This is a genomic window from Halococcus thailandensis JCM 13552 (assembly GCF_000336715.1).
Classification (GTDB): domain Archaea; phylum Halobacteriota; class Halobacteria; order Halobacteriales; family Halococcaceae; genus Halococcus; species Halococcus thailandensis.
Window position 1 is genome coordinate 12452 of sequence record NZ_AOMF01000195.1, and the last position, 17297, is coordinate 29748.

Annotated in this window: 14 protein-coding genes; 11 read left to right on the forward strand and 3 right to left on the reverse strand. The window is 50.9% G+C overall.

What is annotated here, in order from left to right; genetic code table 11:
- The first annotated feature begins 21 nt into the window (after positions 1-21).
- The 6 genes from C451_RS21365 (at position 22) to C451_RS20120 (ending at position 8441) form a co-directional block, all read left to right on the forward strand.
- The gene (locus C451_RS21365) at positions 22-1164 is read left to right on the forward strand and encodes a glycosyltransferase family 4 protein (protein ID WP_007743652.1); all 1143 of its coding nucleotides are present in this window, start codon (positions 22-24) and stop codon (positions 1162-1164) included.
- A gap of 149 nt (positions 1165-1313) precedes the next feature.
- Positions 1314-2396 carry a glycosyltransferase family 4 protein gene (locus C451_RS21370; RefSeq protein ID WP_161605879.1) on the forward strand — a complete coding sequence of 361 codons (1083 nt, stop codon included), beginning with the start codon at positions 1314-1316 and terminating at the stop codon, positions 2394-2396.
- A gap of 180 nt (positions 2397-2576) precedes the next feature.
- On the forward strand, positions 2577-4178 hold the full coding sequence (locus tag C451_RS20110) for a hypothetical protein (protein ID WP_152420541.1): 1602 nt from the start codon (positions 2577-2579) through the stop codon (positions 4176-4178).
- Positions 4179-4257: 79 nt separating this feature from the next.
- The gene (locus C451_RS20115; protein ID WP_007743655.1) at positions 4258-5697 is read left to right on the forward strand and encodes a sulfatase-like hydrolase/transferase; all 1440 of its coding nucleotides are present in this window, start codon (positions 4258-4260) and stop codon (positions 5695-5697) included.
- Positions 5698-6018: 321 nt separating this feature from the next.
- Positions 6019-6993, forward strand: coding sequence for a glycosyltransferase family 4 protein (locus C451_RS21375; RefSeq protein WP_161605880.1), 975 nt, complete (start codon positions 6019-6021; stop codon positions 6991-6993).
- Complete coding sequence (locus C451_RS20120) at positions 6993-8441, forward strand: flippase (RefSeq protein ID WP_080503593.1); 1449 nt, start codon at positions 6993-6995, stop codon at positions 8439-8441. The genes C451_RS21375 and C451_RS20120 overlap by 1 nt, the downstream gene beginning before the upstream one ends.
- A 50-nt stretch (positions 8442-8491) precedes the next feature.
- Here C451_RS20120 and C451_RS22325 read toward each other — a convergent pair whose 3' ends face one another.
- From C451_RS22325 to C451_RS20130, 3 genes are all read right to left on the reverse strand, one after another.
- Positions 8492-9778: a DolP-mannose mannosyltransferase gene (locus C451_RS22325; protein ID WP_161605881.1), complete on the reverse strand. Its 1287-nt coding sequence runs from the start codon at positions 9776-9778 to the stop codon at positions 8492-8494.
- 601 nt (positions 9779-10379) lie between these two features.
- A complete protein-coding gene (locus C451_RS20125) occupies positions 10380-11363 on the reverse strand; it encodes an SDR family oxidoreductase (RefSeq protein ID WP_007743662.1) in 984 nt (327 codons plus the stop codon).
- A gap of 94 nt (positions 11364-11457) precedes the next feature.
- Complete coding sequence (locus C451_RS20130; protein WP_241431274.1) at positions 11458-11721, reverse strand: hypothetical protein; 264 nt, start codon at positions 11719-11721, stop codon at positions 11458-11460.
- Between the two features lie 635 nt (positions 11722-12356).
- Between C451_RS20130 and C451_RS20135 the strand changes: the two genes are divergently transcribed.
- From C451_RS20135 to C451_RS20155, 5 genes are all read left to right on the forward strand, one after another.
- Positions 12357-13226 (forward strand): hypothetical protein, encoded by an 870-nt coding sequence (locus C451_RS20135; protein ID WP_007743663.1) that lies wholly within the window; start codon positions 12357-12359, stop codon positions 13224-13226.
- On the forward strand, positions 13223-13963 hold the full coding sequence (locus tag C451_RS20140) for a hypothetical protein (protein WP_049913298.1): 741 nt from the start codon (positions 13223-13225) through the stop codon (positions 13961-13963). Before C451_RS20135 ends, C451_RS20140 begins: the two co-directional genes overlap by 4 nt.
- Positions 13945-14868, forward strand: a complete 924-nt coding sequence (locus tag C451_RS20145; protein ID WP_007743664.1) for a hypothetical protein — start codon at positions 13945-13947, stop codon at positions 14866-14868. The genes C451_RS20140 and C451_RS20145 overlap by 19 nt, the downstream gene beginning before the upstream one ends.
- Positions 14869-14952: 84 nt before the next feature.
- Positions 14953-15246 carry a hypothetical protein gene (locus C451_RS20150; protein ID WP_007743665.1) on the forward strand — a complete coding sequence of 98 codons (294 nt, stop codon included), beginning with the start codon at positions 14953-14955 and terminating at the stop codon, positions 15244-15246.
- 278 nt (positions 15247-15524) lie between these two features.
- Positions 15525-17237: a hypothetical protein gene (locus C451_RS20155; RefSeq protein ID WP_007743667.1), complete on the forward strand. Its 1713-nt coding sequence runs from the start codon at positions 15525-15527 to the stop codon at positions 17235-17237.
- Positions 17238-17297: the final 60 nt, after the last annotated feature.

Here is a 17297-nt window from a genome sequence, read left to right on the forward strand (position 1 = left end):
TCTTCTGTACGAGGATGATATATGCGAATTGGAGTAGTCACCCCACAGTATCCACCACATATAGCTGGTGGAGGTGAAATCAGTGTGAAATTATTGGTTGATGAATTAGCCAAGCGAAAGGAAATTACAGATGTAGAAGTGTATAGCCTTGATTGTGGTTACCCCTCACAAGTGGACGACATTACTGTGAGAAGATATTACACTCCAACAAGGATTATGGAAATTTCAAACGCCATTGCTATCTACCAACTTTCTTCGGAGTTGGATGATAGAGATCTTCTTCATGCTTACAATATGGAATTGCATCCAGCAGTTGGCTATCTTTCGGCTCAGTCAGACATTCCGTCAGTAGCCACTTTGAATGCATATACATTCTTGCCTAGTTCTACAACCAAAGCAGTTACAGATTCGAAATTGAAAAGCATCTATAAGGAATATTGGCTCCCAACATTAGGAAAAGTCCTCACAAAACAGCTTGGAAAAATAGATCGGTTTTTTGCTCTAAGTGATTCTGTCAAGGAATCATATTCGTCCGATCTATTAAACGAAGAAAAAATATCAGTTATTCCGAATATGGTTGATCCAACTTTCGAAAAATCGCTCACACCAAACCTTGGTAACTCTGATGGCGAAGCTATAATGGTTCTCTATGTCGGATCTTTGATAAAGTCTAAAGGTGTAGAATATTTAATCAAGTCATTCAAAAACCTATCTGACAATTTCAATCTGTCTATTGTCGGAACGGGTCCTAGAAAAGAAATTCTTCAGAAACTTGCTACGGCGCTTAATGTGGACCATCAGGTACAGTTTCATGGTCACGTAGAACATGATCTGTTAGGTCAGATGTACTCAATGTCAGATGTTTTTGTTCATCCAGGCATTTGGCGGGAACCATTTGGACGTACAATATTGGAAGCTATGCAGGCGAAATTGCCTGTCGTCTGTACGGACATCGGCGCACCTCCAAAAATCATTTCGGGAGAGAGAACTGTTTGTAATGTTGCGGAGCCTGACGGTTTAGCAAAAGCCATTAGATACGCATCTGAAAATCAAAAGCATCTGGGTAATGCTAATTATGAGAAAGTAAAGACAGAATACCAACCGAACCAGGTCATTTCAAACGTAGTTGACCAGTATACTCAAGTGATTTCTAATTATCAGTAGGAGTGATACTGATGACTATTCTTTCGTCTTTTCAGTATCTCCTGTTCTGAATTACAAGGTGAACACATTCAAACGTCAGATTATATCGACTGGTTTTATATGTTTAGAGGATGGATATCTCACAGAAATGCTACTGGAGGAACATAAGCATGCGCATCGGAATTTATCTAGGCGCTGCTGACAACTCAACAGACAACGTCGCCGAGGATCTCGGCGGCATTGCTCAGTGTCTCACCAACCATGAACTCGATGCGTTCGGTGCTGCATCGCTTCCTGCGTCGGTACAGGACAACTATATACAAATACCGACGACCTCCCGAACACCACGAACGCCATATACCAGGATTCTGTCAACGTATCGAAGTTGTCGTGAATATATCCACAAACGGTCTCCAGATGTCCTCTTTCAGGTCATTAAATACCAGACACATGCACCGGGGCTAGCGTTGGCTGGACACCACGCAAGCGTTCCAACAATTACTCGCCTTGCTAGTGACGTATTTCGAGAGTATCAGGGGCACTCTGGGGTGAAGAAAGCGGGGATTTTCCTCCTCGACAATGTTCTCGCCCGGATCCCGATGCGAATTTCCGATGCGATGATTGTCTTCGGTCCTTACGGTGCCGCACAAGCGCAAGCTCATGGAATGAACCCGGACAACATCGTGACTATTCCGCCGCTCGGCGAGTTGGCTGAGCGATTCTCTCCACCGAATGACCAAGCAGCTTGTCGGCGAGAACTCAACCTACCGATCGACAAGGACATCGCCCTGTTCGTCGGGCGACTCTCTCGATTGAAGGGAATGGATTTTCTTGCAGAGACCATCGAGCAGATTGCGAATGAACAAGAAATGTTGTTTGTACTCGCTGGAGAAGGACCATATTACGAGAAATTCGCCAACAAATTTTCCGACGATATAGTTCGGCTAGCAGGGTACGTTGCACACGAGGAAATACATCGGTACTACAAAGCGGCAGATGTGTACATACATCCATCGCCATATGAGGGAATACCACTGGTACTCCTTGAAGCCATGAACTGCGGCGTGCCGGTGGTTTCGCGTCCTGCGGGCGATATCGCATTTCTGACGCCGAACATCACAGAGACGCCTGCCGAGATGGCTGCTACAATTCTCGCACAAGATTGGTCCTCTGAGTGGCTAAACGAGGAATACTTCACCACCCAATATCAATCGGACGTATTGACCGACCTCGTGGAATCTCTGGGCAAGTAGTATCATTTGACTACGTGACAACACCATAGAGTACATACACTAATGCGACAGCTCAAAACAACGGCAATAATCGCTCTCCTTGCGATTTCAGCAGGGACTCTCGGAAGCCATAGCGCCGAATCACTCTGGCCGTGGATTCCAGTCTCAGTCGGTGTTTCAGTGCTCGTCGTACTTGCCGGTATGCTCTGGCGACCAAACCGGACATCACCACCAACCGGACCCAGCCTCGTGCTCGTCGTAGGTATCGCAGTATTCTATCGGGCGTATACCTTTGTCTTTCCGGCCAGCATGATTGGAATCGATCCGGATGGATACGCAGTTTGGATCAACCAACTGGTCGCGTCCGGTTCAATCGAAGCGATGAACGTCGGGTTCTACGCGAAAGCTTCATTCTTTCCGCTTTTGAACGGTTTGTCTGCAATCATCTCTGGACTGCCGGTACGAACGGCGATGATTATCATCCCGCTTCTCGCAGGCATATTGATTCCTTTGTCTGTGTACCTGCTGTCGAGATATATCACACACGAGAAAGCGACTGAAGTGGGTATTGCCGCGAGCCTAATTGCAACTGTGGCAGCACAAGGTGTTCATCACAGTTTTTGGCCGATATCCCAGTCGCTCGCGACATTGTTTTTGTGCTTGTTTGTCGTTGTGAGTGTTCGATCAATCTCAGGGCCTTCTCATCGCTATCGATTTTCGCTGCTGTTTGTGGTGTTCTTGCTGTCAATGGCGCTTACTCACAAACTCCCGATGTTAGTCACAATAATGTTTGCTGGGATGTTCATCGTGTTAACTCTACTGTCGAGAACCGTTGCCACACAGCTCGGACAGAAGCAACGCGGCGGATACAATGTCTGGATGCTATTTGGGATGATATTTATGATGGCGTTCATACAGTGGTCATACATCTCAAATTACCTCAGTTCGGTAGTTGCAAAACTGATAGCGCTATTTGGAAGCGAATCAGCAAGTGTGTCGGCAACACTGTTGCAACCTACTGCAGCCGTCAGTCCTTTCTCTGAGATTGTAGGCATTCTCCTCCGGAACCTACATGCTCTCGCTTTGTTGGTTCCAGGTGCGGTAGCATGGTTAATTCTTGTGTACACGAACCGCAGTAAGCGATTTGTCCAAGTCCAAGTGCTGCAGGCTGTTACTGCGGGATTGTTCTTGCTGTTCCCGGTCGCAATAGTAGTACCAAGTGAATTCAACTATAGTCGTGTAACATTATTTATTGAACCGTTTCTCGCCGTGCTCATTGCTGCGGCGTTCATCGATCAATCAGGTCGATCTAGGAAATTACTCGCACGCGCATGGTCAATGATGGTTATTAGTATACTCATGTTTGTTGTCGTTACCCAACCCATCACGGTTGAGGCTGCACCGGATTTTCCCGGCTCACCCCGAATGTATCTCACTTCGGAAGAAGTTGCAGCAAAGGAATTCGGCCATCAACATATGGATAATTCTGCCACAGATCCCTACTATGCAGGGGAACAACCGTTTCCCGACCAGCATGTGACTGCCTCTGGGGTGCTTGATACTACACGAGAAAACAGGTATACGTCACTCAATTCAGCTCTCTACAATGCAACACTCCTTAGCGACTGTCCTCCAGACATACTTTATCGCCAAATCGACGTGTATCGATTTCAGGGACCATGGCGACTGACATGGGATCCAAAATCGGTCCTTGATACGCATTACAATCGGATCTATACGAACCACGGAGCAAAGCACTACTCGCGAGTACGGTGCGTGAACTCAAATAGTTCTGCAAATTGATCATATCTGAGAATTTTAGCCCTTCCAACCAGCCAACCGAAACAAAACACACATGAGAGGAGCAACCACCGGTAGCAGTATGTCCAGCCCAAACATCTTGTTGCTCACCGTCGATTGTCTCCGATACGATCACTGCGGATTCAATGGATATACAAAACCAACCACGCCCACGCTTACCGAACTGACTCAGTCATCGCTCGTCTTCGACACTGCGGTTGCAACCGGTCCGTACACGCCCGAATCGGTTCCTGGCTTTCTCGCCGGCTTGCACGGCTACAACAGCGCCTACTACTCCGACGTCGACTGGACGGCGATCCCGAACGATGCCGAAACCCTCGCGTCGCATTTCCGCGACGCCGGCTGGGAGACCATCGCAACGATCTCGAACCCACAGCTGACGACTGAACGGAACTTCGATACGGGGTTCGACAGTTTTCGGAACCTACGCACTGAGGACACACAGACCGAGATCGGCAATCCACCAGGGTCGGCAGGACCGCTCCGCGAGCGGGTGAGTTCTGTTCTTTATTCGTTTCGCGACCGAATTCGATCGATGGAGAACACTACCCTCTCATCGGCACTGTACGCTCTCTATCGCTACCAGCAGCTCCGAACCGACTGGCCCACGACACGGGGCAAGGTGGTTGTCGACAGACTGCTGGACAACCTCAACACAAGAGACCGAGAACAGCCGTTTTTCGCGTGGACGCATCTGATGGATCTTCACGCACCGCTGCATCCTGACTCGATCCGCGAAGGCGGATTGGCGTGGAGCGACGCGACCGCGCGACATCTGCTCACAGACGCGGGCCGCATGGCGAACCAACACACGCCGGCCTACGAGACGATGTACGACAGCGCGCTGCGCCATGTCGACGCACAGATCGCTCGCATCATCGATTATCTGCAAGAGGAAGGGGTCTGGGACGAAACGATCCTTGTCGTCACCGCGGACCACGGCGAAGCCCTGTTCGAGCGTGGCGTCTATGGCCACCAGTATCACAATATGTTTGACGAACTTCTCCACGTCCCATTTCTCATCCGAACGCCCAACGAAACAGCTGAGCGGTTCGACGCGCCGTTCTCGCTGGCGTGGCTTCACGAACTGCTCGCCGACCTCGTCAATATCGATCGTGGTCCATTCCCGGCGAAGAGTGGGCGCTCGTCACATCTTGATGACGAAGACTGCGCCATAGTGCTCTCCGATTCGGTGAGCCACCGTGGCCATACAGTCACAGCGCGCACCGCTTGCCACAAGTTCGTCCGACACTTCGGAGAACCACTGTACCATGAACACCAACTCGCAAGCGCCGTCGAACCGTTCAACGGTGAGGGCGTCACTTACGATCTCCGTGCAGACCCCGCAGAGCACCTGCCACTCGACGCGACAGAAAGTCCGGCCAATCTCCGAGAACTCGCGGCGGACGTGCATGTCCATCCATCAGAAATCCCGTCGCTCACTGGGGAACTCGATACCGAGACCAAAGCTCGACTGGAAGATCTCGGATACGTTGAGTGAACCTGCTCAGTCTCTGAGTCCTATCGTGCTCCCCAATGGAAATGCCATCATCAAGGAAGCGACTGGACTGAAGCCTGATTATCAAACACGCGTGCATGCGTCTGGGAGTCCATGATTGGCATCACCATCTTCGCCGCTACCGATGTCACGCTCTCAGTTCAATGTGTAAATCTGTGTACGGTTGATGAAATAAGCGATCCAAAACGAAGAGTTCATGCAAACTTCGCTAGGAAGGGCAATAGTGTGAACCACATATATCTCCCGTATATAATCGGTGGAGATAGCCCAATACCGTATCTCTTCGAAAAAATCACCCCCCACATGAATGAAGAACTATTTGTTCCTACTATATACAGATTCGAAGGAGAAGAATTTTATACAAATTTTATTGAAACTGTACAAATGAGTAACACAAATAAATTACAACGAATCCTTCAATATGGACGAACTTCATTGAAAAATTACGACCTTATACATACTGGTGGACATGCACCCCGCCACATTCCTATATCTAAATGTTCACGAATACGGAATCCGAATATCAGACATATTCATTCGTTCAGAGTTGATGTAAATCCAGACTCAAATTTCCAAACGGATCGTCGACAGCAACTAGCGGAAATGGCCGACATGACGACGGCAGTAAGCAAGCACACAGCGACAACTGTAAAACAAGAATTTGGATTTGATCCAATTGTTATCTATAATGGGGTCGATACCGATCTATTTCATTCGAATTATGAGAAGCCGCCCCTCCTTAGCCGTCTAGATAAAAATGATCCAGTGTTTATGTTTGTGGGAAGTTTAGATAGTCGGAAGCGGCCGAGCGATATCATCAAGGTGGCCAGGCAAGTTCCTGAAGCTACATTTCTGCTGATCGGTGATGGGCCACTCTATGAAAATCTCATAGCGGAGTCGCGTGATCTCGAAAATGTTCATCTCACAGGGCGTATCGATAAGAAACGACTGCCAGCAATATACGCGAATGCGACCGGATTCTTGTTCCCTACGATTAGAGAAGGATGTCCGAACGTAGTTTTAGAAGCGATGGCTTCTGGTCTGCCTGTTGTTGGCTATGAGACGACTTCAATGCCAGAACTGGTCACTACCGGGAAAACTGGATATTTGGCATCGCCGTGTGATGTTAATCAGTTAGCCGAACACGTTCGCTCCATATGTGAGAATAGTGATGTTACAGCCATGGGAGAACAGGCACGAAACTACATTGAAGAGAATCATACTTTCGAAAACATAGCAGCACAATACGAATCATTGTATCTGGAATTATTAGAGTAATGAAACTCGGCAATAAAGTCCTCCGAGATTCGCTGTTCACGCTGGGTCAAACAGTTGCTCAACTGTTCCGAGGTCTGGCCATCATTCCCCTAATTACAAATCTGCTCGGAGCAGGCGATTACGGCATTTGGACGACGGTAACCGCGGTTATTGGTCTTTTTCAATCTACAGGGGGCGTTCACCTCCATGGCGCTCTAATTCGATATAGTTCTGGACCAGAAACGATGAAACGCGTTTACACAGACATTCTGTTTCTAACGCTATTGCTCGGTAGCATCGTAAGCGGAGTTGTACTATTCTTTGGGAGTATAGTTGATGTTGATGTGTTGCTTGAATCACAAGATATCGATGCATCGGTACTTGTTCTCGTTTCTGCCGGAATTGTTATTTCAGATATGATAATGCAGGTGAACTTGAATTTTCCCAGAGCGCTTGGAGATATCCGCCGATACGAAATTCTTCGAACGACACGGATGATCGTTGAAGCTGCCGCACTATTCGTTGTGTTCGTAGCTGGAGGTGGAGTCATCAGTGGACTACTGGCACTCTTAGCGATCTCGACCCTCGGTAATCTCGGCTTATTTCTGTTGATTGTGAGGAGCTATGGCCTTGTACGTCCCTCACTGTCCCGATTTCCCCAGTACCTCCGATACGGTGCGCCGATGATTCCGCAGGAACTTTCGAAATCGATTCTATCACAAGTAGACCGGTTCCTGCTCCTCTATTTTCTATCACCAACGATTGCAGGTATTTACTCTGCCGCATATGGAGTTAGTGGAATTCTTAAACGTTTCACATCGATCTTGAACTCAACTCTTTATCCAACTGTTGCAGGGGCTTGGGACAGTGGCAAAACTGCGGAATTGAAGAGTCTTTATGCGGGGATTTTTAAATACATCACTATATTAGCAGTACCAGCTCTGTTCGGCATCGCGCTGCTATCGAAGCCATTACTGTCCCTGATTTCAACCCCGCAAATTGCTAATAAAGGTGCGTTTCTAATTCCAATATTATCCTCTGGATTCCTAGTTAGAGCCTATCAAGACTCTATTGAGTATATCTTGACCGCGAGCGAACAGACCAGTAAAATCGGATTTGCAGTTGTACTTGCAGCTGCTGCGAATTTCACACTGAACATTCTTCTGATCCCACGATACGGCCTACTCGGTGCAGCCGCTGCAACGTTTGTCTCCGAGATATTGGTTACCGCAGTCATTTACTACTTCGTAGGCCAGGAGATACACATTCCATTTCCAACTCAGACACTATTCGCTGCCCTCGGATCGGCTGTCGTGATGTCTCTCGTGCTGTATTTCCTACCTACAATTTCGAATGGAATTTTTGAGATAATAGCGTACGTGATCATTGGTGCGGTAATCTATTTTGCCGTGATGATAACTCTGGGGGAATTTTCACCACACGAGATCTATAGCTTCGTAAATAGCTGAAGGGACACTAATGCGGCTCGTCTGGAATGAAAATAGTGAAAAATAAGTGATTATTGCCAAAATTCAGACGCGCCAGGACACGTATTCCGATCAATTGGTTGGCCAGTCACCTTCAGCCATGATCTGAGGTCGCCCGAAGCGGCTGCTGTATAATAACAAGACTTGGGTGTTCGTTGATCCCAGAATACCGTATGCATACTCTCCACCCCTCCGCTACCCATCTCTGGAGGGATACTTCCAGATTGCGATTCGTGGAGTGTATCGTTTGGCGGACCTTGGATCGGAGCCACTAACCCCAACCATCCCCCCGAAATACCCGATATGACGACCGTGAGCGCCAGAACAAGAACCGTAGCTTGTTGCCATCTTCCTCGTGTTTCTGAGACTGCAAAGCCGACACCAATGGCTGCAAAAGCCATCCCCACAAAAAGGTCAGATCCTGCGTCATAATCGAGTACGAATACCTGCAAGACTCCCCACCCAGCACCAGCAATCGGCCACAGATCACCCGCAGAGGCGGCAATAAGCACCCCAACACCGCCGATAAGAACCACAAAGCCCCCGTATCCTAACCCTCCAGCCACTCCATGGAGAGTCTGGATGAAGGTTGTCGACCCGCTGGCCACACTGGGGATGACAAATACACTCAATAACATCTGATCAATGGCCCTCCAAATCACGACTGGCCCCAGAACAACTACAACCGCCACAATTCCTCCACCAATCACTCGCAACACCCGTCTCTTGCGTCTGGAACGAACAGCCATGCCAATTATGATTGCCGAAAAGATGAGCGAGGGCTGCCAGTAGGCCGCCGAGAGTGCGGAAAGAAGCCCTGCAAAGAGTGGGAGATCTCTGAGGAGAAAATAAATGCCGTATATACCGAACATAACTGCAAAGGGCTTCGCCAGAAATCCTCCCCATCCAAAATCAATCGTTGCTGGTAGTGCGTACAAGGAGACTCCGGCCGCAACAGCTGCTACTGGGGAAGAGGTCTTGTAGTGAACAATGAGGGCAATTCCAACACTGGACAATACGACAGCCAACTGCGTGATTACCATGCCTAGGACATGAATTGCTATCGGATTGTTGCCAGTAACTACCGACAAAAGAGCTGTTGTCTCGTAGACTACAGGAGGTTTTACTTCAACGAAATCAGAGTACAGAGTTGCTCCGTTCAGCATATACCAGCCAGGATGTTGAAGCATGAGGGAATCAGTGCTTATTGGAAGGCCTGAGCCAGCATAACGGAAAGTCGCAAGGAGTTTTGCAGCGATCGCTAAAACAGCCGTTACTCCCAACCAGTGCCCTTCTAACTCATCAACACCCATCTCCATACAAACCCCCATGCCTTTGTCACTCGTTAAAGGCTATGAAACCTACGCGTCGGGCTGGTCAAGAGTTCCTCTGTATAGACGTTCTCAGGCAGTCTGGTGACAAAATGCCGCGAAGCTTACGCCGAGACAGCATACAGACACGGCTAGCGTTATAAAGGCTGTGCCAATGCCGGTGCAGCGATCGGTTCGCGCGCTGACTATGAAGGCGATTGGTCCACTACAGACGGCAAGTAACACACCGGTTCGCGCCATCGATGATTCGACACTGGCGAATGCCGCGGTGTCAACCATTGTTATTATATCCCCAATAAAGTGAGGGTGTAAAAATCATCTGATTTCACTTGGCATTCTCCGTCTCAAAAGGGCTAAGTTTTTTTTTTCCGGTGGCAGCGTGTCATAGAACAGTTGGCATGGTTTAGGGGCTATCGCACGAAAAGATTGCTGCCGCTAGTTTAGGATGGTGATAATGTCTTCCAGTCAAACATTGTTTCTCAGCACGCTATCAAGGTGTGACGAATTCTATGACACGCTCTCGATGGGAAGTGCAGTTTAAGCTGGCTCGCCCACGAAGGCAAATATGCCGTTTGAAGAGATCGGGATGTCATGAAGACTGAACGAGCGGCTCATACCACTCCCGATTCTCTCGATACCAGGCAATAAATCTCTGAACACCACTACGAATATTTTCTGTCGGTTCATAGCACAGAATATTGCTTGCTTTCGTCACATCCGCATGGGTATGCTCTGCGTCGCCGGTTCGGCGCTCATCATGCTCAATGGCAAGCTCAGGGGCGATCGTATCTCGAATGACCTCGGCAAGCGTCGCAATGGAGACGTTATCGGTGCTACCGATGTTCAGCACCTCGCCGTCCGCAGCATCGGTATCAAGTAGTTTCGAATTCGTACGGACGATATCGTCGATATAGGTGAAATCACGAGTCTGGGTGCCATCGCCATAGATCACCGGCGATTCGGTATTCATACACCGCGAGACGAAATTCGAGATTGCCATATTTGGGCGCATGCGAGGACCGTAGACGGTGAAATATCGGAGCGCAACGGTCGGGATGTCATAGAGATCACCGTACACTCGGACATAGTTCTCAGCAGCGAGTTTCGAGACGCCGTAGGGACTTACTGGTGTCGTCGGATGGTCCTCATCGTAGGGGAGATAACTTGGTTTACCATAGACCGACGACGAACTCGCAAAGACGACGCGCTCAACGGTTGAATTACGCGCTGCGTCGAGCACGTTCAGGGTTCCTTCGACGTTAATGTCGGTAACTGTTCGAGGATTCTTGACGCTGGTCCGGACGCCAGCCTGTGCCGCCTGATGAAAGACGAAGGTGGCATCGTCGACAAGTTCGGTCACGAGATCGTCATCACGGATGTCTCCTTCAATGAATTCGTAGCTCCCCGGACCGTTTTGGGCTGCTTCGCGGGCGCATTCGATGTTGTGTCGTTTAATGTCGAGATCGTAGAACGGGTCGAGATTATCAAGTACGACGACTGCGTGGCCGTCGCGAACGAATTTTTCGGCAAGATGACCGCCAATGAATCCTGCACCACCTGTTACAAGTATCATTTTCGGATGTGGATAGGGAAATGACTAAAGAATACTGGTATCAGAACTAGCATTAGACCAATCAGAGTGTTCGTACGACGGAGAGACGGTCATACTATTCATTACAGACCACTTTGTGAATTTCCTCAAGCAGTTGTGGGTGATGCTCGCGGAGCAGCTCAATGTCCTCCGGCAGTTCGTCTCGCACCTTGCTTCGCACACGTGAGATAACAACATAACGGGGACCTTCGAGATCTTCGTTGGCAATCAGCTCTCGTTCGCGGTCGGTAAGCAACGCCCGTCTTCGTCCCATACCGAGACTATTTTTTGCCATTGCATTACGCTCTACGGTAGTGTATCGATCAGAGAGGAGTTCCATATATGGAAACATTTCCACATGTGGAAACCTTTAAGTGGTCGAAAGACATAGAACAGAGTGAGAAGCGTGGGTCGCCGAGAAATCGGACGGCGCTGCAACGCCGCCCGCGCTTCCGGGAATGGAAGCAATGGACACTACTACCCGACGTAAACAAAACGATGTCGTACTGGCCGACAAATCTGAATGCTACGATCGATGTGGTACGTCGACCACCAAAGACGACTTTCGCACAAAGTCGCTATTCGATGACAGTGTGTCCTGCACACCTGTGTGTGCAATGTGGGGTGTCAGCGAATGAGCGCCCACACGGACGCCGCCAGACAGACAATTACCGGATTAGATGTCGGTGCTAATGGAACGGCCGTCTGTACGTACTGCAAGTCAGAACTCGGTGAGGGTGACAACGTGACCGCTTACGCATACCGATGCGCGGGCGAACAGGTACTTTCAGTTGCACGATTATTCTGCGCCGAATGCAATCAAGATGTCATTGAATACCCATCCTGTGGGTGCCACGAGTGGTTAGCTACCGCTCGATTAGGACTTACATCAGACGTGGCTTTTCAGTCGCATACGCTGACGCTTCTTGACGTCACCATCATCGATGCGAGTAGTCCTAATGAGGGAGAGATGCTATGAACGGCAAACAGGTGACAGAATTCCGCGATGTATTCATCCGGATACAGACGGATCTGCTCGTTGTCAACGATAGCATAATGACCGATCGCCACCACGCCTCGAACGGGAACTACGAAGCTACGGATCCACAAAACCAGATCGGAGGCATCATTCCTGCATTCAGCCTCTCGGGGTGGTTGCGTCACGGAATGGAGCAGGTCGTCCAATCCCACGACGGCACTGCCTGCCACCCCGGCGAGGCCAACGCCAACTTCCGCAAAGACGGCGTATACACACGTGATCTCGATGCCGGATACCATCCGAAAGGCGACTGTCTCGACACCGAAGACGGCGACGGGTGCGTCATCTTGGACCTCTTCGGCGGGTTCGGGAATCGTCCTGGCAAAGTAATGCGCCGACCGATCAAGTTCTCGCCCGTTCGTTCCCATGTAGACTACACCCGCGGCCAAGCGGAAGGCCACTACCGACAACTGAATCGGAATGTCGTTTCGCGAAACCAAGAGGACGGCCGCGAACCGCTGCGAAACATCTCGGTTGACGCCGTCGCGAACGTAGACGGCACCTGGCATCTGTCCTTCCGAGAATCCAAACCCGAGTTCGTCGGGCTACTCGTTGAAGCTATCGAATTATTGAATGAAAGGAGAACGGAGTTCATGCACCAACTCGGTGGTGCCCGGAACTTCGGCGGCGGAATCGTCGATTGTGAACTGGTGAATCCGCTCTATGAGGAGCGCGAACTCCAGCGGGTGTTCAATCGAGGGAAAGATAGCACACAGACGATGGCCGACAAGGACGCCAAGTGGGCTGATGAGTATCTGCCCGAATTCGAATCAGCACTCGCCGAGCGTATCGAGGCTGAATCATGAACGACGTGATTCTCGCGGCGTTCCGCCACGACGCCCACAAGTTCACAGGTGAGAGCCATGACGATGCTCGGGAGACGTTCGCTGGAGTGTCCGTCAATCAGGTCGTCCCTGAGGGTGCAGATCGCGATGCGGCGGCACTCTCACGTCCACAGCAGATACAGGAGCGAACCGTTCCGACTCACAATGGTCGCTCTCGGCTTTCGCTGCTTACCGGCGAGCCCGTCTGCGACCACCATGAATTCTCACAGGGGATCGTCGCGAGTGACGTACGTGACCTACTCACCATCGATAACGCTAAAATTGCGCATGAGCAGTGGCTGGAGAGCGACGTAGCCGCCGGATTCAACGAATCCGTCTACCACCCCTATACCAGTCTGAAGTACCACACGCTCCTCGTAGCGGCGCTGCTCGACAACTACCGCAACGACACCGAGTTCACAGACCTCCAGCTCATCGTCGATACCACGGACGAAATCGAACCGTTCCGAACGATCTTCGATGGCGAACGGTTTGCACTCCACATCGATGCAGACAGCAACGGGCGGCCGTCCGCCCGGCTCGGGAGCCGCCCATGGCGATCGTGGGCGGCAACGTGGAGTCGGCTGACGGCGCACCCGCTCGATACCGACCACGACAAATACGACATGACCCTCGATGCGAATCTCCGTCGTATCCGGTCATGGAGCACCGCACTCCAGTATCTCGAGGACTTCGCCGAATGGAGGCCCGACCGATGACGGAGATTCAACAAGTCCTCTGGGAACTGCGGATGGACTACATCGGCCACCCGTACTACGTGTCGGGCAACGCTATCCTGCACGCGCTCGGCCAGCAGCTCGATCCCGAGACACACGCCACACTCTCAGCGAGCCATGGTGTGTTCGTGCCCGGCCAGTTCGGTCAATTTCCCGATGAACACAGTCAGTCGGGTGCCAAACCATATCTCGGAAGCGGTCTCCCCGATGTAGAAGCGTACGACGACCTCTTCATTCAGCGGCAGGCGTCACACGCCTGGCTTCTCGACAGTCGTGCTCGTGATGCGCTGAACACCCACGATCTCCGTGTTCATGGGGGCAATCCAACGCTCGCTCATGAGACCATCATGGGTCGCCGGGAGGATCAGCAAGGCCAACAGCGGACGACAAAATGGTACATTCACGCGTACCTGCATGCTAATGACCCAGAGGTACTCCCGCTCGACGAGGATACGCTGGAGGGACACCAGTTCGGCGGGAAGCGCAACTACGGTTACGGTGAGGTTGCGCTAAAGGACACACGGATGCTTGATCTCGACACACTTGATTATTCGCGGCTTGAGGGTGCTGAGACATACCTCATCGAGTTGGTGACACCGTTTGTACTGGAATCGGAGTACCCGGCAGTGAACGATCGGTCCGTTCCATGGTGGTGGACTGAAAGCAGCGAAAACCTGCGCTTCCGTCAGGAGAAAATCCTTGAACATCGGGAGGTATTCGACCTCAGAACGGTCGATCACGGACAAATCGTGCAGTATTGTGGTGACCGACCGGTGGAAACCGCGAAGAATGGTCTCACTCGGGTGGGATCGCATTCTCGATACGGTTTCGGTGAGCTACGGCTCAAGCCGCTTGAAAATCGGCACCAGAACTCAACAGATAGGTGAATAACGCAGGTGAAAGCCAGTCAGAGAACCGTGTGTCAAATGCTTACGTCGCAGACCGAATAAAGAAATCGCATTACCAACAATTTGTGGGACGATACGCTCTACCGGATCGTCTGCGCTCTCGGTTGTACCCACGACGACGAGCTGTTCATCCAGCCAATCGACATTAACGAGGTGTTCGCAACATTGCCGCGGCTAGATCGGTGGCGTGGATTCTTCGAAGCTCACTACGGCCGTGGCACAGCCAGCACGATCGCCGACAGCAGTGACGATCACCAGTCCACAGACGGATCGATCGAGACCGACCACAGCGTCGAGATCGGTGCCCACCCTGCCGCCAGAGCGGACCAACAGCGATCGCTCGATGACTGCAACTAGCGGTGTCGGGAACGCCCACGGGCCGGCCGCTCGACCACCACCAAACGACGAGGGCGCACCGTCACCTGTTCCACCGAATCAGCCCCGGAGGCATTCGACGTGAAAGTATCACTGGAGGATTTATTGATCGCAACTAATTTACTACAACCTATAGAAACAATTATAAATTCAAATTCTTATATTACTCTAAGTTATAAGCGAAGGTATATAGTTGAATACAATAATTAAATGGTGTAGGCCGATGATGCTCGCAATCAAAACAACGATCTCCAAAACAGATGTCAGAGACAAAAGACAGTAGTGACGGAGTCGACGACGGAACCGCCATCAGTGTCAGCACAGACGACAACCAGACACGAGAGTATCTGAGGGTTCATCCCAGTGAAGATGGGCTTGATAAATCGGCTGTCGAAAGTCAATTTCGGCACCTACATGAGCTGACAGTATCGGAAGATTCGTCATTGTTCGAAGAACTGTCAGATGGATCAACATCCGCAGTGATCGAGTGTCTGCTCGTTTCGAGGGACGGTGCTCAAACGAAGATTGAGTATTATTTCGGAGTTAAGAACGGCCGTCTCGACACACTCAAACGAGCGCTTCGAGGTGTTTTTCCTGATACATATGAGCTCAGGGAAGAATCGCTATGTCTCGCCGAAGTTGCGGATCTGGAGAGGAGTAAGATCGGTGATGGACCGGTTCTCGAACAGAATCGACGTCGAATCACCGGTGTCACGTATAACGCGAAAGCCAAACGCCGGAGAGACTGGCAGGTGGGACTGGACACAGAGACAACAACCCATCCAGAGAGTGAATCCGTCGATGGTGGATACAGTGATCTGCCACTCGCCGGCGTTCTCGAGACAATGGCTTCCACATCCGAGACAGTTATCTATCAGACACTTCTCGAACCGATGACCGACTGGACGGAGCTGGCCGATCAGCGACAGGGGCAGTTGAAGCGGGGTCGCGACAGATTGTTGCCGCGAACGATCGGGAGTATCTCGACCGATCCCAACATCGACCACGAGATGACTACGGCCGAAAAACGACGACATGACGCGATCGAGATGCGTGATGCGCATCGTTCATTTTCGGCCACCGCTCGGGCAGCGGTGGTCACGGCACCGTCCAACACCAAGGAAGGTTATCGCGTCGCCAAGGAGCTTGCGTCGGCGTTCGGTTCGATCGGCAGCAAGTCCTACACCATCGAGGGACGAGTGGTGGTCGATGATAATCCTGATCGCTTCTTATCGACATCCATTGGTCCGCCGACGTACGAAGAAGCATCCGGCCTGTATGAAAACTTGTGTAATCGCGTGGTGCATCCGCCCGATACGGATCGGTTTACGACACTAGCACCCTGGGCGAAAAACAGGAGTCCGGGCATCGTCGTCGATGCACAAGAAGCGCCATATCTCTGCTTGATCGGTGGAGAAACCGTAACCGCCGAAGGCAATCGTGCCCTCGATGTGACGCCCGGCGAGCAGACCGTGTTGCCGCTCCCACCTGACAAACGACTTGCGATATACCGTGATCCAGGACTGACGCTGGGACATCCGGTAACACAGGATGGCGTGGCACTTGACATGCGGATTGCAGTGCCGCCGGAGACCCAAACCAAGAATACGCTCATCAGTGGGACCGTTGGGAGTGGGAAATCAATGCTTGGTATCAGTGGGTTTCTCGATAATCATGCAGCGACCGACGGTCTCGATGTCCTCATCGATCCGAAAGGTGGCGAAGCTATCGATCAGTATCTACTCGCTCATTCCATCCAGTTTGGTGACCTCGATGATGTGTATTACTTTGACTGTGCAGATATCCTACCTGCATTTTCCTTTTTTGACATCCGGCCGGCACTTGATGCAGGAATCTCTCGAACGACGGCCATCGACAACATTGTCGATCAGTATACCGATATTCTTCGACAGATAATGGAAGGTGGCAACTACGGTCGCGCCGCGTACGTGTTTAGCGCGGTCCTCTCGTAGATGCCTCTGCACGTGATTCTGGTTGCTCTCCTCCGAGTATCGACGTCAGTTGATCCGGTG

Excerpts from the sequence above, each read along its gene's own strand:
- C451_RS21365 (WP_007743652.1), top strand. The coding sequence starts at position 22 with ATGCGAATTGGAGTAGTCACCCCACAGTATCCACCACATATAGCTGGT.
- C451_RS21370 (WP_161605879.1), top strand. The coding sequence starts at position 1,314 with ATGCGCATCGGAATTTATCTAGGCGCTGCTGACAACTCAACAGACAAC.
- C451_RS20110 (WP_152420541.1), top strand. The coding sequence starts at position 2,577 with ATGCTCTGGCGACCAAACCGGACATCACCACCAACCGGACCCAGCCTC.
- C451_RS20115 (WP_007743655.1), top strand. The coding sequence starts at position 4,258 with ATGTCCAGCCCAAACATCTTGTTGCTCACCGTCGATTGTCTCCGATAC.
- C451_RS21375 (WP_161605880.1), top strand. The coding sequence starts at position 6,019 with ATGAATGAAGAACTATTTGTTCCTACTATATACAGATTCGAAGGAGAA.
- C451_RS20120 (WP_080503593.1), top strand. The coding sequence starts at position 6,993 with ATGAAACTCGGCAATAAAGTCCTCCGAGATTCGCTGTTCACGCTGGGT.
- C451_RS22325 (WP_161605881.1), bottom strand. The coding sequence starts at position 9,778 with ATGGAGATGGGTGTTGATGAGTTAGAAGGGCACTGGTTGGGAGTAACG.
- C451_RS20125 (WP_007743662.1), bottom strand. The coding sequence starts at position 11,363 with ATGATACTTGTAACAGGTGGTGCAGGATTCATTGGCGGTCATCTTGCC.
- C451_RS20130 (WP_241431274.1), bottom strand. The coding sequence starts at position 11,721 with ATGGAACTCCTCTCTGATCGATACACTACCGTAGAGCGTAATGCAATG.
- C451_RS20135 (WP_007743663.1), top strand. The coding sequence starts at position 12,357 with ATGAACGGCAAACAGGTGACAGAATTCCGCGATGTATTCATCCGGATA.
- C451_RS20140 (WP_049913298.1), top strand. The coding sequence starts at position 13,223 with ATGAACGACGTGATTCTCGCGGCGTTCCGCCACGACGCCCACAAGTTC.
- C451_RS20145 (WP_007743664.1), top strand. The coding sequence starts at position 13,945 with ATGGAGGCCCGACCGATGACGGAGATTCAACAAGTCCTCTGGGAACTG.
- C451_RS20155 (WP_007743667.1), top strand. The coding sequence starts at position 15,525 with ATGTCAGAGACAAAAGACAGTAGTGACGGAGTCGACGACGGAACCGCC.